Source organism: Sphingomonas sediminicola, from assembly GCF_014489515.1.
Classification (GTDB): domain Bacteria; phylum Pseudomonadota; class Alphaproteobacteria; order Sphingomonadales; family Sphingomonadaceae; genus Sphingomicrobium; species Sphingomicrobium sediminicola.
Window position 1 is genome coordinate 89,505 of sequence record NZ_CP060782.1, and the last position, 14,741, is coordinate 104,245.

Annotated in this window: 12 protein-coding genes and 3 pseudogenes; 6 read left to right on the top strand and 9 right to left on the bottom strand. The window is 64.5% G+C overall.

Annotated features, from left to right (window positions below):
• The first annotated feature begins 111 nt into the window (after positions 1–111).
• Entirely contained in the window at positions 112–2,415 is a 2,304-nt protein-coding gene (locus H9L14_RS00510; RefSeq protein WP_187708797.1) for a bifunctional salicylyl-CoA 5-hydroxylase/oxidoreductase, read from the top strand.
• Here the strand turns inward: H9L14_RS00510 and H9L14_RS00515 are convergent.
• The 8 genes and pseudogenes from H9L14_RS00515 to ccoN form a co-directional block, all read right to left on the bottom strand.
• Complete coding sequence (locus H9L14_RS00515; protein ID WP_187708798.1) at positions 2,412–2,609, bottom strand: hypothetical protein; 198 nt, start codon at positions 2,607–2,609, stop codon at positions 2,412–2,414. The genes H9L14_RS00510 and H9L14_RS00515 overlap by 4 nt on opposite strands.
• Complete coding sequence (gene ccoS / locus H9L14_RS00520) at positions 2,599–2,757, bottom strand: cbb3-type cytochrome oxidase assembly protein CcoS (protein ID WP_187708799.1); 159 nt, start codon at positions 2,755–2,757, stop codon at positions 2,599–2,601. The genes H9L14_RS00515 and ccoS overlap by 11 nt, the downstream gene beginning before the upstream one ends.
• Positions 2,754–4,883 (bottom strand): heavy metal translocating P-type ATPase, encoded by a 2,130-nt coding sequence (locus tag H9L14_RS00525; protein WP_281389394.1) that lies wholly within the window; start codon positions 4,881–4,883, stop codon positions 2,754–2,756. The genes ccoS and H9L14_RS00525 overlap by 4 nt, the downstream gene beginning before the upstream one ends.
• Entirely contained in the window at positions 4,880–6,790 is a 1,911-nt protein-coding gene (gene ccoG / locus H9L14_RS00530; RefSeq protein WP_187708800.1) for a cytochrome c oxidase accessory protein CcoG, read from the bottom strand. The genes H9L14_RS00525 and ccoG overlap by 4 nt, the downstream gene beginning before the upstream one ends.
• Positions 6,777–7,737: pseudogene (gene ccoP / locus H9L14_RS00535) on the bottom strand (cytochrome-c oxidase, cbb3-type subunit III). The gene ccoG and the pseudogene ccoP overlap by 14 nt, the downstream one beginning before the upstream one ends.
• The gene (locus H9L14_RS00540; RefSeq protein ID WP_187708801.1) at positions 7,730–7,891 is read right to left on the bottom strand and encodes a cbb3-type cytochrome c oxidase subunit 3; all 162 of its coding nucleotides are present in this window, start codon (positions 7,889–7,891) and stop codon (positions 7,730–7,732) included. The pseudogene ccoP and the gene H9L14_RS00540 overlap by 8 nt, the downstream one beginning before the upstream one ends.
• Positions 7,888–8,619, bottom strand: a complete 732-nt coding sequence (ccoO, locus tag H9L14_RS00545) for a cytochrome-c oxidase, cbb3-type subunit II (protein ID WP_187708802.1) — start codon at positions 8,617–8,619, stop codon at positions 7,888–7,890. Before ccoO ends, H9L14_RS00540 begins: the two co-directional genes overlap by 4 nt.
• 13 nt (positions 8,620–8,632) lie before the next feature.
• Positions 8,633–10,274, bottom strand: a pseudogene (gene ccoN, locus H9L14_RS00550) (cytochrome-c oxidase, cbb3-type subunit I).
• 172 nt (positions 10,275–10,446) lie between these two features.
• Here ccoN and H9L14_RS00555 point away from each other — a divergent pair.
• Genes H9L14_RS00555 through H9L14_RS15315 form a run of 5 tightly spaced genes read left to right on the top strand, consistent with a single transcriptional unit; the run spans position 10,447 to position 13,346 of the window.
• Complete coding sequence (locus H9L14_RS00555) at positions 10,447–10,686, top strand: MoaD/ThiS family protein (RefSeq protein WP_187708803.1); 240 nt, start codon at positions 10,447–10,449, stop codon at positions 10,684–10,686.
• The gene (locus H9L14_RS00560) at positions 10,686–11,144 is read left to right on the top strand and encodes a molybdenum cofactor biosynthesis protein MoaE (protein ID WP_187708804.1); all 459 of its coding nucleotides are present in this window, start codon (positions 10,686–10,688) and stop codon (positions 11,142–11,144) included. The genes H9L14_RS00555 and H9L14_RS00560 overlap by 1 nt, the downstream gene beginning before the upstream one ends.
• 3 nt (positions 11,145–11,147) lie before the next feature.
• Positions 11,148–11,666 carry a molybdenum cofactor biosynthesis protein B gene (gene moaB / locus H9L14_RS00565; RefSeq protein WP_187708805.1) on the top strand — a complete coding sequence of 173 codons (519 nt, stop codon included), beginning with the start codon at positions 11,148–11,150 and terminating at the stop codon, positions 11,664–11,666.
• 13 nt (positions 11,667–11,679) lie between these two features.
• A complete protein-coding gene (gene moaC, locus H9L14_RS00570) occupies positions 11,680–12,165 on the top strand; it encodes a cyclic pyranopterin monophosphate synthase MoaC (protein ID WP_187708806.1) in 486 nt (161 codons plus the stop codon).
• The gene (locus tag H9L14_RS15315) at positions 12,162–13,346 is read left to right on the top strand and encodes a molybdopterin molybdotransferase MoeA (RefSeq protein ID WP_246444286.1); all 1,185 of its coding nucleotides are present in this window, start codon (positions 12,162–12,164) and stop codon (positions 13,344–13,346) included. Before moaC ends, H9L14_RS15315 begins: the two co-directional genes overlap by 4 nt.
• 127 nt (positions 13,347–13,473) lie before the next feature.
• Here the strand turns inward: H9L14_RS15315 and H9L14_RS17235 are convergent.
• Positions 13,474–14,655, bottom strand: a pseudogene (locus H9L14_RS17235) (TSUP family transporter); the annotation flags it as partial.
• Positions 14,656–14,741: the final 86 nt, after the last annotated feature.

A 14,741-nucleotide genomic window follows, 5' to 3' on the forward strand; every position in this document is an offset into this window, starting at 1 on the left:
CATGTCGCTCCGTTGCCTGAACCCGAGTTCGAACCTCCGCCCAGCAGATGCCGCACGGGCTCGCTCGCGCGCGTTAAGGAGCGAACTTGGCGAACGTCCGAGGATTTTCCGGTGAAGATCGCCTGCGTCGGCGCCGGTCCGGCCGGCCTCTACTTCGCCATCTCAATGAAACTGCGCGACCCGTCGCACGACATCATTGTTTTCGAGCGCAACGCGCCGGGCGTGACGTTCGGCTGGGGCGTCGTCTTTTCCGACCAAACGGTCGAGAACCTTCAAGCCAACGATCCGAAGTCCGCCAGGATCATTGCCGACGAATTCGCGCATTGGGACGATATCGACGTTCACTTTGGCGGCGAGACGATCACGTCTTCAGGCCACGGCTTCATCGGCATCGGACGCAAGCGCCTGCTCGAAATCCTTCAGGATCGGACGCGCGAACTTGGCGTGAATATCGAATTCAATGCAGAGTGCGATCCGGCGGACGCGAAGTGGCGCGAGTACGACCTCGTCATCGCGTCGGACGGCATCAACTCGCGCTTCCGCGACGCATATGCCGATGCATTCGGCGTCGACATCGATGTGCGCGCGAACAAGTTCGTGTGGCTCGGAACGTCGAAGGTCTTCGACGCCTTCACTTTCGCGTTCGAGAAGACCGAGCACGGGTGGATCTGGGCGCACGCCTATCGCTTCGCGCCGGACTGCTCGACCTTCATCGTCGAATGTTCGGAGGAGACTTGGCGCAATTTCGGCTTTGACCGGATGGAGCAGGCCGAGGCCATCGCCGCGTGCGAAAAGCTGTTCGCCAAATATCTCGACGGCCACAGCCTCATGTCGAACGCCGCGCATTTGCGCGGGTCGGCGGCATGGCTGAACTTCCGGCGCATCAAATGCGAGCGCTGGTCGACTGGCAATGTCATTCTTCTAGGAGACGCTGCGCATACGGCGCACTTCTCGGTCGGGTCTGGCACCAAGCTTGCGCTCGAGGACGCGATCAAGCTTGCGGACGTGCTCAATCGCCCGGGGCTTAGTCTCGAGGCCGCGATGGATGAATATGTCGCGGAGCGGAATCTCGAAGTCCTCAAGCTGCAGAACAGCGCGCGCAACTCGACCGAATGGTTCGAGACACTCGAGCGCTACACGCATTTCGAGCCGCTGCAGTTCGCTTACTCGCTGTTGACGCGCAGCCAGCGCATCAGTCATGAGAACCTCCGCCTTCGCGATCGCGAATGGCTGGAAGGTGTCGAGCGCTGGTTCTGGAAGCGCGCCACCGAGGGCCGCTCGAACAAGACCGCGCCGCCGATGTTCGCACCGTTCAAGCTGCGCGAGATGATTGTGGAGAACCGCGTCACCGTCTCGCCTATGGCGATGTACTCGGCGGTCGATGGAACGCCGAATGACTTCCACTTCGTGCATTACGGCGAGCGTGCGATCGGCGGTGCGGGGCTCGTCTTCACCGAGATGACCTGCGTGTCGCCGGAGGGACGGATCAGTCCGGGCTGCACGGGCATGTGGAACGCCGACCATGTCGTCGCGTGGAAACGCATCGTCGATTTCGTGCACGCCAATTCGAAGGCAAAGATCTGCCTCCAACTCGGCCATTCTGGCGCGAAGGGTTCGACCCGCGTCGGCTGGGAAGAGGACAATGCGCCGCTGCCCGACGGCAACTGGCCAGTGATGGCCGCGAGTGACGTGGCCTGGTCGCCGGTCAACCAGGTGCCGATGCCGATGACCCGCACGGACATGGATGCGGTGCGCGACCGATTCGTCGCCGCAGTGCGCATGGGAATCGAGGCCGGCTTCGACATGGTCGAGCTGCACGCGGCGCACGGCTATTTGCTGTCCGGGTTCCTGACACCTCTGCAGAACAAGCGCACCGACGAATATGGCGGGTCGCTCGAGAACCGCATTCGCTATCCGCTCGAAGTCTTCGCGGCGATGCGCGACGCATGGCCGGCAGACAAACCCATGTCGGTGCGCATTTCTGCGACCGATTGGGCCGGCGAACAGGGAATCACGCCCGACGACGCGGTCGAGATTGCGGAAGCCTTCGCGCACGGGGGCGCGGACCTGATCGACGTTTCGGCAGGGCAGACATGGACCGGCGCACAGCCAGTCTACGGACGCATGTTCCAGACGCCGTTCAGCGACAAGCTCCGCAACGAAGCTCGCCTCGCGACGATGGCGGTCGGCAACATCTACGAGCCCGACCACGCCAATTCGATCCTCGCCGCCGGCCGCGCCGACCTTGTCGCGCTGGCGAGGCCGCACCTGATCGATCCGTTCTGGACTCTGCGCGCCGCGGCGCAGCTCGATTACCGCGACGTCCACGTCCCGCCGCAGTATCTCAATGGAATGAGCCAGCTCGCCCGGAACCTGAAGCGGGAGGCCGAAGCCGCAGCCGCACTACGCGTCTAGTCTTCCTCGTCGTCCGGTCTCGGCAAGGTGCAGGCATGGCAGCCGGCCATGGCCTTCTCCGGAGCGGGCTGAGCCGGAGCTTTCTCGCCGCAGTGTCCTGAATGGCTCCTACCCGGGCCGTGCATCGTCATCGGGGCTTGAGCGAGCCCAAGGCAGGCGCCGACGGCGAGCACGACCTGGAGCTCAGTTGCCACCGTCTTGCTCTTCCTCGTCGATCAGGATGCGCATTGCGGCGCCGTCGAGATCTTCGAACTGTCCGCTCTTCACTGACCAGAAGAAGGCGCCGAGACCCAGCAGGCCAAGGCCGAGCGCAATCGGAAGAAGGAAGCCGATGCCGGTCATCTCGCGGCACTCCTCAGGCGAAGCGCGTTGGCGACGACCAGGATCGAGCTCCCGGACATTGCGAGCGCAGCGATCAGCGGCGTGACCATGCCCGCGATCGCGAGCGGCACGGCCAGCACGTTGTAGCCGATCGCGAGGGCAAAATTCTGCTTCACAACGCGCATCATCCTGCGCGCGGCGCGGACGGACCGCGGAACGGCGTCGAGGCTATCGCCGAAAAACACGATGTCGGCCGCCATCTGCCCGACATCCGACGCCGCCGCAGGGGCCATTGCCACGTCGGCCGCCTTAAGCGCCGGCCCGTCGTTCAGTCCGTCCCCGACCATCAGCACGTGATGTCCCGCCGCCTGCTGCTCGATGACCAGCACGTTCTTCTCGGCAGGAGTGACGCGGGCACGCCATTGAATTCCCATAACACCGGCAACCTGTCGAACGACATCGACCTGGTCACCGCTAATGAGCTGCGGGAGGACTTTGAGGCCGTCGAGTTCTGCCATCGCGCGTTGCGCGTCCGGCCGAAGAGCGTCCGCGAAATGGATGAGGCGGACACCTCCGTCGGTCGGCCCGAATGCCGCCGTGGTCGTTCCGCCGTCTCGGTCGGTGCCGACCCAGTCGGGCCGTCCGAACCTCCAGCGGCGGTCGGCAAAATAGCCTTCGACGCCCAGGCCGGGGACTTCAGCGATCCGATCGCCCTTCGCCGCCTCGACACCCTCCAGGGCGCTGGTCACCGAGCGGGCGAGCGGGTGGCGGCTGGCGTGGGCGAGCGCAGCGAGGATGGCGCGCTCGCCTACCTTCTCCGGCAGGTCCGAAGCATCAAGGCGACCGCGTGTCGCAGTACCGGTCTTGTCGAGCAGGGCGATGTCGGCAGTCGCCAGCCGCTCCAGAGCCGAGCCTTCTTTCACCAAAATGCCCCGCTTCATCAGCGCGCCCGCGGTGACGACCTGCGCAATCGGAACGGCAAGGCCGAGCGCGCATGGGCAGGTGATGATCAAGACCGCAACCGCGATCAGCAGCGACTGATGAATGCCCGTGCCCGCGAGCATCCAGCCGAGGAAGGTCAAGCCGGCAAGACTGTGGACCGCCGGTGCGTAGAGACGCGCGGCGCGGTCGGCGATCCGGACGTAAAGCGACTTCGATCCGCTCGCCTGCTCCATCAACCGCGCGATGTCGGCGATAGCGGTCTGGTTGCCGACCGCCGTGGCGCGGATGGTCAGCGGCCGGGAAAGGTTGATCGTGCCGGCCAGCACGCGACCGCCGGGCGCAATCCGTTCGGGCAGGCTTTCTCCGGTGATGTGCGCTCGGTCGATGTTGCTGCTGCCTTCGACCACGACCCCATCGGCCGCAATGCGCTCGCCCGCCGCGACGAACAGCAAGTCGCCGGGGAGCAGCATGTCGACTCGGCGGCGCACCTGCTTCCCGTTGATCAGCACGGTCGCCTCGCTGGGAACGCGGCGGAGCAAAGCTGCAACCGAATCCTCCGCTCGGGCACGCATTACGCTGTCGAGGAATCGCCCAGCCAGAAGGAAGAACAGCAGCATGACTGCGCCGTCGAAATAGGCATGCTCGCCGCCGGTCGCCGTCTCGTAGAGGCTCATCGCCACCGTGACGATGACGCCGATCGAGATCGGCACGTCCATGTTGGTTCGGCGCTTGCGGATCGCAGCAAGCGCGCTCTCGAAGAACGGGCGACCGGAATAAGCGACTGCCGGCACGCCGATCAGAGCGCTGATCCAGTGGAAGAGGTCGCGCGTCGTCCCAACCGCGCCGGCCCAGACGCTGACGGACAGGAGCATGATGTTCATCGCCGCGAAGCCCGATACGGCAAGCGCGAGCACCAGCTTCCGGCTTTCGTCCGAGCGCTTCCCGGTTATGGCGTCGCCGGCGAACGGATGCGCGTCGAAGCCGACCTTCCGGAGGGCCTTGAGGATGACGTCCTCGCCGACTGCAGGATCGTGCTCGACACGGACCCTGCGGGCCGAGAGGTTCACGCGTGCCGAGTGAATGCCGGGAATCTCGACAAGTCCGCCTTCGATGCGCGCGATGCAGGCGGCGCAGCGCATGCCTTCCACCGCAAAGAGCGACGCCTCGAAAGCATCCGGCTTTGTGATTGCGGCGTGCGCGTTCACGATCGCACTTCGCGGAGGTAACGGGCCTCGGAATTGCCCTGTTGCAAGGTAATCCGGAGCTTCCACCGTCCTGATGGCATCGCATCCGCCGAACGAAAGTGATTGGTCCCCGCGACGACCATGGGAATCCTACGGTCATCGACCTGCCCGAGCGGGTGCTCGGCGACGACATTTGCGACTGCGTGCGACACGCCCTTGGTGTCGAGGATCAGGCGATTGCCTTCGACGCGAGCTGCAACGTCCCAGCCGAGCCGATCCTGCGCAGCACTCTCGGCGATCCAGCGATTGTAATCCTGGCTGGCGACATAGCCGTTCTCGGCAAGCACTCCGCCGAAAGTGCTCGTCGCGAGCCTTGCCATCGTCAGGTTCACGGCAATGACCAGTGCGAAGAAGCCGACGAGGATTGCGGTCGCGTGATAGCCGGTGAAACGCTGGTTCATTCGCTTATTCCTCCGGCCGTTCGAAGCGTGCCTGGCCGACCGCCTGTCCCCATCTTCGTCGAGCGCGCGAGCCGTGAACAATATGGGAGTCTGCGTAGGTCCGGTGTCGGGCGCCGCGAGATAAATGCTTTGCTTGAGGACGCTGTCCGGCTCGACCTCGAACGTCACGGTGGGCGTCGCGGCTTGGCGGCTCATCTCCTGATTCCACATCCGGCCGTCGATGCCGCGTACGCTCAGCTCGTAGCGGCGAGCACGATTTTCCATGTTGCGGAGTTTGATCGTGTAGCTGTTGCGGACCTGTCCGTCGCTGAGGCGAATCCAGACCGGGTTACGGCTTTGAGCGACGTCCAGTTCGATCCGCTCGCGGGTTCCGAGCGTGAACAGGAGCGCAGCGCCAATCGCAACCCAGACGGAAAGATAGAGTAGCGTGCGAAGGCGTAGCAGGCGTTGCAGAGGTGTCCTTGTCGGCTGTCCCGAACGAGCCAGCCGTTCGTCAGCGATCGTCGTGTAGCCGATCAGCTTCCGGGGCTTTCCGATCTTGTCCATCACCTGGTCGCAAGCGTCGATGCATAGCGCGCAGGTGATGCAACCGATCTGCGGCCCTTCGCGGATGTCGATGCCCGTCGGGCAGACTGCGACGCAAGCCATGCAGTCGATGCAGTCGCCTTGCGGAAGGAGCGCCGCCGCATCCTCCTCCCGGCGCTTGACGCCGCGGCCCCGCGGTTCTCCCCGCCAACCCTTGTAGGTTACGACGAGGCTCTGCTCGTCGAGCATCGCGCCCTGAATCCGCGGCCACGGGCACATGTAGATGCACACCTGCTCGCGCATGAACCCGCCGAAGATAAAGGTCGTCGCGGTGAGGGTTCCGATCGTCAGGTAAGCGATTCTTGGAGCATCGCCGTGCATCAGCTGCTGGAACAGGGTTGGGGCGTCTGCGAAATAGAAGATCCACGCGCCGCCGGTCAGCACTCCGACGATCAGCCAGAGCGTCCATTTGATCAGCCGCTTGGTGACCTTCAGCGCGCTCCATGGGGCCTCGTCGAGCTTGCGCTGAGCATTCCGGTCGCCGTCGACGAAGCGCTCGATGTGCTGGAACAGGTCGGTCCAGACGGTCTGAGGGCAGGCATAGCCGCACCAGGCCCGTCCGACCGCGCTTGTAACCAGGAACAGGCCGATCGCGGCCATGATCAGCAGGCCAGCGACGTAATAGAATTCGTGCGGCCAGATCTCTATCGAGAACATGTAGAAGCGCCGGTGGGCGAGATCGACCAGCACCGCCTGGCTCGGCGCGTGCGGGCCGCGATCCCAGCGCAGCCACGGAGTCACATAATAGATCGTGAGCGTGACCAGCATGACGAGCCATTTGAACCGGCGGAACGGTCCGTCGATCTGGCGGGGGAAGACCTTCTTGCGCTTCTCGAAGTAACGGTTCCTGGCGCGGTTGGTCAGATCGTCAGCGGCTTGCATTGGCCTTCATCGGAGCCGGCACCGCGCCGGCCTCCGCTTTCACTTGCGCGTCACTGGCCGGTGCTTCGGCGATGAACTTTTCACCGCCGCCGAGCGAATGGACGTAGGCGGCCAGCATTTTCACGGTGACCGGATCGAGCCGTTGTCCCCATGCGGGCATGATGCCGTAGCGCGAATTGGTAATCGTCTCGGCGATGGAGGCCCGGTCACCTCCATAAAGCCAGATCTTGTCGGTCAGGTTCGGTGCGCCGAGCGCCCGGTTGCCCTTGCCGTCCGCCCCGTGGCAGGGGCGCAATTGACCGCGAAGAGCGCCGCGCCGCGCTGAGAGGCGGCCCCGGCTTTTCCGCGCCGGACAGAGTCCGGACGTAGCTGGTGAGATACAGGATCTCGTTCGGCTGGAGGATCCCGTCCCGGCCGAATGCAGGCATCTGGCTCGTGCGGGTCTGCTTGTCGCCCGGCTGGCGAATGCCGTTCTCCAAAGTCTTGTGGATCGCCTTGAGGTCGCCGCCCCAGAGCCAGTCGTCGTCGTTGAGGTTCGGATAGCCCTTTGTCCCCGCTGCGCCGGAGCCGTGGCACTGGACGCAATTGACCTTGAACGCGGCCGCTCCGCCCTGGACTGCGGCGTTCAGCAGCTTGCTGTCCTCCGGCAGTCGCTCGATCGGGATTTGCGCCAGCGCGAGCTCGACCGGGCGTTTGCGGTCCGCTTCGGCCTTCATCTCGGCTTCCAGCTGGCCGCGGCTCGACCAGCCGAGAGTCCCGGCGGTCGCGCTGCTGATCATCGGCCAGGCGGGATAAAGGACAGTGTAGACGACGGCCCAGGCAATGGTCGCGTAGAGCGTCCACAGCCACCAGCGCGGCATCGGGGTATCAAGCTCCTCGATCCCGTCCCATTCGTGGCCGACGGTCTCGGTGCCAGTGGGCTCGTCGATGCGCTTGCGCTCAGCCATCGCTGTTTTCCTCGTCGAAAATCATGGTGGCTGCGTGCCGGTTCGCCGACCGCGCGCCGGGGCGGAAGGCCCATCCCACAAGCGCCAGATAGAGGACCGCCATTGCTGCGAGGGCGTGGCTGTCGGCGAAATGCCGAAGGGCCTCGTAGCTCACCGCTGCACCTCGTGCGGCTCGACCTTGCGGAAGTCGACGTGCGTGCCGAGCTGCTGAAGGTAGGCGACCAAGGCGTCCATTTCGGTCAGGCGCGAAGGCTGGCCGTCGAAGTCGCGGCTCTGCGCATCGGGATAACGCTTTGCCAGACCCGCTGCGTCAGCGTCGCCGGAAGCCTGCGTCCGCATATCCTCCTCGGCCTTCTTGATGTCCTCGTCGCTGTAGGGGACGCCGACCCGGCGAAGCGCGGTCAGATTGCCGCTGTAACCGTCCGTCTGGAGGTCGCGGTCAGCAAGGAATGCGTAAGGCGGCATGATCGATTCCGGCACGACGCTGCGCGGGTCCTTGAGGTGCTGGGCATGCCATTCGTCGGAGTAGCGGCCGCCGACCCGGGCCAGGTCAGGCCCCGTCCGCTTCGAGCCCCATTGGAAGGGGTGGTCGTACATGCTCTCGGCGGCGAGGCTGTAGTGGCCGTAGCGTTCGACCTCGTCCCGGAAGGGGCGGATCATCTGGCTGTGACAGGTGTAGCAGCCTTCGCGCTGGTAGATGTCGCGGCCGGCCTGCTCCAGCGGCGTGAGTGGGCGGACGCCTTCGACCTTCTCGATCGTCTGATCGATCCAGAACAGGGGCGCGATCTCGACGATCCCGCCGATGACGACCGTGACCAGCGCGCCGACCGCAAGCAGGGTCACGTTGCGCTCCAGCTTCTTCTGAAGAGCAAGGATACTCATTGTTCGATACTCCTCAGGCGTGGGCCGGCTGGACGACCGGGCGGTCGGCGGCAACGTCATACTTCGGTGCGTAGAGCGGCTGTTCCTGGCGAACGTCGCCGCGGATGGTCCGCCATACGTTCACGGCCATCATCAGCGCGCCGATGAAGTAGAGGCCGCCGCCGGACAGGCGCATCACGTAATAGGGATGCATCGTCTTCACGATGTCGGCGAAGGAGTAGACGAGGTAACCGTCCTCGCCATATTCGCGCGCCATCAGCCCCTGGCTGATGCCCGCCACCCACATGGAGGCGGCGTAGATCGCAATCCCGACGATCGCCAACCAGAAGTGCCAGTTGACCATGCGGAGCGAGTAGAGCCGCTCGCGGCCCCAGAGGCGCGGGACGAGATAGTAGATCGCAGCGAAGGTGATCATCCCGTTCCAGCCGAGCGCTCCGCTGTGGACGTGGCCGATGGTCCATTCGGTGTAATGCGAGAGCGAATTGACGGCCTTGATGGACATCATCGGGCCCTCGAATGTGCTCATTCCGTAGAAGGCGAGCGCCGCGACCATCATGCGGATGATCGGGTCGGTGCGAAGCTTGTCCCAAGCCCCGTTGAGGGTCATGAGGCCGTTGATCATCCCGCCCCAGCTCGGCATCCACAGCATGACCGAAAAGACCATCCCCAACGTCTGCGCCCAGTCGGGCAGAGCGGTGTAGTGGAGGTGGTGCGGGCCGGCCCAGATGTAGAGAAAGATCAGGCTCCAGAAGTGCACGATCGACAGACGGTAGCTGTAGATCGGGCGTTCAGCCTGCTTGGGCACGAAGTAGTACATCATGGCCAGGAAGCCGGCGGTCAGAAAGAAGCCGACCGCGTTATGGCCGTACCACCACTGCGTGAGGGCATCCTGGACCCCGGAGAAGGCGGAGTAGCTCTTGGAGCCGAGCAGGCTGACCGGCATGCTCAGATTGTTGACCAAGTGGAGCATGGCCACGGTCAGGATGAAACCGAGGTAGAACCAGTTCGCGACGTAGATGTGCGGCTCGCTCCGCTTCATGATCGTGCCGACAAACACTGCGAGGTAGGCGACCCAAACGAGGGTCAGCCAGATGTCGACGTACCATTCGGGCTCGGCATATTCGCGCGATTCCGTGACCCCATGAGGTAACCGGTCGCGGCCAGGACGATGAACAGCTGGTAACCCAGAACACGAAGCGTGCGAGCGACGGCAAGGCTAGGCGGGCCCGGCAGGTTCGCTGGACCACGTAGAAGCTCGTCGTGATGAGCGCGGTGCCACCGAATGCGAAGATGACCGCGCTGGTGTGCAAGGGCCGGAGCCTTCCGAAGGTCGACCATTCGAAATGGAGGTTGAGCAGCGGGAAGGAGAGCTGGGCCGCGATGACTAGTCCCACCAAGAAGCCGACCACGCCCCAGAAGACGGTCAGGATCACGCCGAACCTGATGAGCTGGTCGTCGTACCGACTCTCGAGATCACGTGCCGAGGGCTGCAGGAACCCAATGCCGTTGGCGGTCGCGAATGCGGCGAGAATGCCCGCACTGGCGAAGATCAGCATGTGGACTGCAAATGCTGAATCGCGAGCGGCCGCCGCCATGAACAAGGCGGCGCACGCGGCGACCAACAGTGAGAAACTGCGCGAAATCGTCGAGACCATGGAGGCCCTCCCAGCCTTCGCCACTATGCGGAGCGGGCAGCCGATCATTTGATGGAGGTCAATTCTCGCGGATAACGGACTGGAACGTATGGGCAGTCTTGACCTGCATCACTCTGCCAGGCTTCCCGGGCAGCTAGCGCCGCTCTCGGCCAAGATGATAAGGCGCAGAGGCATGAAGATTCACTTCTACGGAAGGCTGGCGGAATCGGTCGGCCGGGAGATCGAAGTCGATGTTCCGGAAAGCTGTTCGGTCTCGGAGCTGCGGGCGCTTTTAGCGACAGAGTATCCGCGTGCGGCGAATGCGCTCGGGCATCGGGTCCGCGCATTGGTCGGCGATATCGTGGTCGCGGACAGCCACATCGTCCGCTCCGGCGACAGCGTCGAATTCTTCCCACCGGTATCCGGAGGCTGATGAGCGTCAGAGCGCGCCTTGAAGCTGGTCCGTTCGATCCGTCGGCCGAGCTGGCGAGATTGGTCGAGGCTGCTTCGAACGATGGCGCGGTGGTCAGTTTCGTCGGCCTCGCCCGGCCGCAATCGAAGGATGGAGCGAATGTCGACCGGCTGGTGCTGGAACATCACCCGCGCCTGACCCTGAAATCGCTCGAGGATATCGCGGTCGAAGCCGCGGAGCGGTTCGATGTGAGCCAGGTCAGGGTCGTCCATCGCTGCGGCGAGATTGGCGCGGGCGAGCCGATCGTCTTCGCCGCCGCGGCGTCCGCGCACCGGCGGGCAGCGTTCGAGGCGGCCGATTACCTCATGGACCGCTTGAAGACCGAAGCAGTCTTCTGGAAACGCGAGGAAGGCCCGGCCGGCGCAAGCTGGATCGAGCCGACCGAGGCGGATTATGCCGACCGGGGCCGGTGGGAGTGACGCGTGGCTGGAATTGACGAGAGCCTGACCTTCTATCCGCTGCGCATTGCCGTGCTGACGGTGTCCGACACGCGCGACGAGCAAACGGATAAGTCCGGCGGCCTTCTTGCAGAGCGGCTGACAGCTGCTGGGCATGAGCTTGCCGGCAAGGCGATCGTGACCGACGACGTGGACGCGATCCGGAGACAGGTCCGGTCGTGGGTCGACGACCCGGGCGTGGACCTTGTCATCTCTACCGGCGGCACGGGCTTTTCCCCGCGGGACGTGACTCCGGAATCGGTCAAGCCCCTGTTCCGGCGGGAGATGGACGGCTTCTCGATACTGTTTCACCAGGCGAGTTTCGGAACCGTGGGTTTCTCAACGCTTCAGTCACGGGCGTTCGCCGGTCAGATCGACGATACGTTCGTCTTTTGCCTGCCGGGCTCGACCGGGGCTTGCCGGGACGGCTGGGACCTCGTGCTGCGCCACGAGCTCGACAGCCGCTATCGCCCCTGCTCTCTAGCCGGACAGATCCCCGTCTGAGGCATTTGTGCGCGTGAGCAAGCTCACCCATCTCGACGAGCAAGGACGCGCGCGGATGGTCGACGTGTCCGGAAAGGATGTGACCGCGCGCGTTGCGGTGGCTGAGGGCGCGCTTTCGTGCAGTGCCGTCACGCTTGAGCAGGTGAAGGCCGGAACGGCGCCTAAAGGCTCTGTCATTCGGACTGCCGAACTTGCGGGCATCATGGCCGCGAAGCGCACCGCCGAGCTGATCCCGCTCTGCCATCCGCTGCCGATCACGAAGGCGGACGTGAAGATCGAAATGGACGATTCGCTTCCCGGCTTCCGGGTCGCGGCCGAGGTGCGCACCAACGGCGTAACCGGCGTCGAGATGGAGGCGCTGACCGCCGTATCCGTCGCCTGCCTCACCTTGTTCGACATGCTCAAGGCGATCGACCGGACGATGTCGATCGGCGCGATTAGGGTCGTTTCGAAGAGCGGCGGCAAGTCCGGCGACTGGGAGCGGTCGGAGGCGCAATGATCAGCTTCGACGAGGCACTCGAGCGCGTTCGCGGCGCTGCGCATCCGCTTGGGACCGAGACCGTCGCAATCGACGCGGCAGCCGGGCGAGTGCTCGCGGCGCCCGCCATTGCGCGAATTGCATCGCCCCGCCGGGACGTGTCGGCGATGGATGGCTATGCGGTGCGCGAGGCCGACCTCTCAACCCTTCCGGCAAAGCTGAAGATCGTCGGGGATTCCTTCGCTGGCGGCGGCTGGAATGGTGCGATCGGATCGGGCAAGTGCGTCAGGATCTTTACCGGTGCGCCCGTTCCCGAAGGAGCCGATCGGGTCGTCATTCAGGAGAATGTGCGGCGCGAAGACGACCTCGCCGTGATCGGACAGGCCGGCGACGCGCGTCATATCCGGAAGCGTGGCAGCGACTTCGAGCAGGGGCAGCAGCTTCTCGCTGCAGGCCGCCTGCTCGACAAGAGGGCTATCGTGGCCACGGCCGCTGCGGACCTCGCCCAGGTCGAAGTCTATTCGAGGCCGCGCGTGGCGATCCTCGGTACGGGCGATGAGCTCGCTGAGCCTGGGATGGCGGCGGAACTTCCGGACGCGATTCCAGAAAGCGTATCGCTTGGCATTGCAGCGATGGTGGCCGATTGGGGCGCTGACGTCGTCCGGAGGAAACGCCTTCGCGACAAGCTTCCAGTAATGGAGGAAGCTGCAGTCGAGGCCCTAACGGACGCGGATTTGGTGGTCGTCACCGGTGGCGCCTCGGTGGGGGAGAAGGACTTCGCGAAGGCGATGTTCGAGCCATTGGGCCTCGACCTGATTTTCTCGAAGGTTGCCATCAAGCCCGGAAAGCCGGTCTGGCTCGGCCGCGCCAGTTCCAAGCTGGTGATCGGACTTCCCGGAAATCCGACGTCCGCGCTCGTCACCGGAAGGCTGTTCCTCGCGCCATTGCTAGCCGGGTTGTCGGGGCGAAACCCGGACGAAGCGCTGAAGTGGCGGACCGCAAGTCTGGGCACGCCGCTGAAAGAGTGCGGTTCTCGCGAGACGTTTCACCGGGCGCGGTGGAGCGGGGGCAAGGTCGAAATCCTCGGCTTCCAGGATTCGAGCGCCCAGCAGGCGTTGGCAGACGCCGACGTACTCGTCCGCCAACTCGCAGATGCGTCAGCCGTGCCGGCAGGCGCGGAAGTCGAAGTCCTCGACTTCTAGCGCTGAACCCTTCGCTCCGCCTGAGCGAGTTCGGCCGAAGTATTGATATTGAAGAACGGGTCTTCGGGGTCGGCAGGCCAGTCGACAGCGACATAGCCGACCGTTTCCGCGAGCCCCTAAGTGACCGCCTCCCCGATGCGAGATACTCCGGCACGAAATCGAGCGTTGCGGTGAGCCAAAGCCCGCAGACCGGATGGAGGTACCCGCCGCTCGTCGCGATCGCGGCGCCGTTATTCGCCAATCTTTCAGCAAGTCGATCGGCGAGATCCGGTGGCAGGAACGGCATGTCCGCGGGCAATGTCAGGACTGCATCCGCATCCTCATCGCGTCCGAAGCCGAGCGCAGCGACCAAGCCGGCTAGCGGACCTTCTATCGTCGGGTTGTCCCGAATGATCGCCACTCCCGCATGGCCAACCAGCTGGTCGCGCACCGCCACCGCGACCTCGTCTGACAGTCCGCTCGCGTAATCGATCGCCCGGTCCAGCAAGGTGGTTCCGCCGAGCAGTCGCATCGGTTTATCGCCGCCGATGCGGCTCCCTTCGCCGCCAGCAAGGATGACGGCGGCGATCTTCACGTCAGTAGCAGCTTGACGGCGGCAATCACGAGGACGATCGCCAGTCCCTGCAGCAGGCGATGCCTTGGCAGGCGCGACACGCCCAGCCAGGTCCGAGAAGCGCACCGGCGAAGACCGACGCGACGAGGACCGGCAGTTCGATCGGAAGCTTCTGAACGCTCGCCAGATTGCCGAGCAGCCCGCCGCGGAATTGAGAACAATGAACGCCGCGGCGATGCCCGAAGTCTTTCGCGCCTCCTCCCACCCAAACAGGATAATCAGCGGGCTGAGGAAGATTCCGCCGCCGGTTCCGGTCAGCCCCGCAAGCAAGCCGAGGGCTGCTCCCGCCGGTAGTGTCACCGCCAGCGAAGGCGTGTGCACCGGGCGCGCAGCGAGCCGTTCCGGCTGCCAGAAGAGCCTGGCCGCAGCGAGCAGGAGTATTACGCCGACGAGCGGTCTATAGATTTCGGGCGGAAGTTCGACACTGCCGCCGATGTAAGCAGCCGGCACCGCGGTCGCCGCAAAGGCGGCAAGCAGTCTCCAGTTCGTCTGGCCCTTCAGCGCGAAGCTTGCGGCTGCGAACGTCGCGACGACCAGGTTAAGCGCGAGCGCCGTCGGACGCATCGTCTCGGGCGCGATGGAGAACAAGGCCATGATCGCGAGATAGGCCGACGCCCCGCCATGGCCGACGCTCGAATAGAGTGCTGCAGCTATGGCCATCAGAGCGGCGATCCAGATGATCGTGGTCCCGTCCATCGCCCTCCCTCGATGCAGCCTACCCAAAAGGCTTTGCGCTAGATCACTTCGCCAACGCTCGCCCGGACTAATGAGAATAGCGGGAA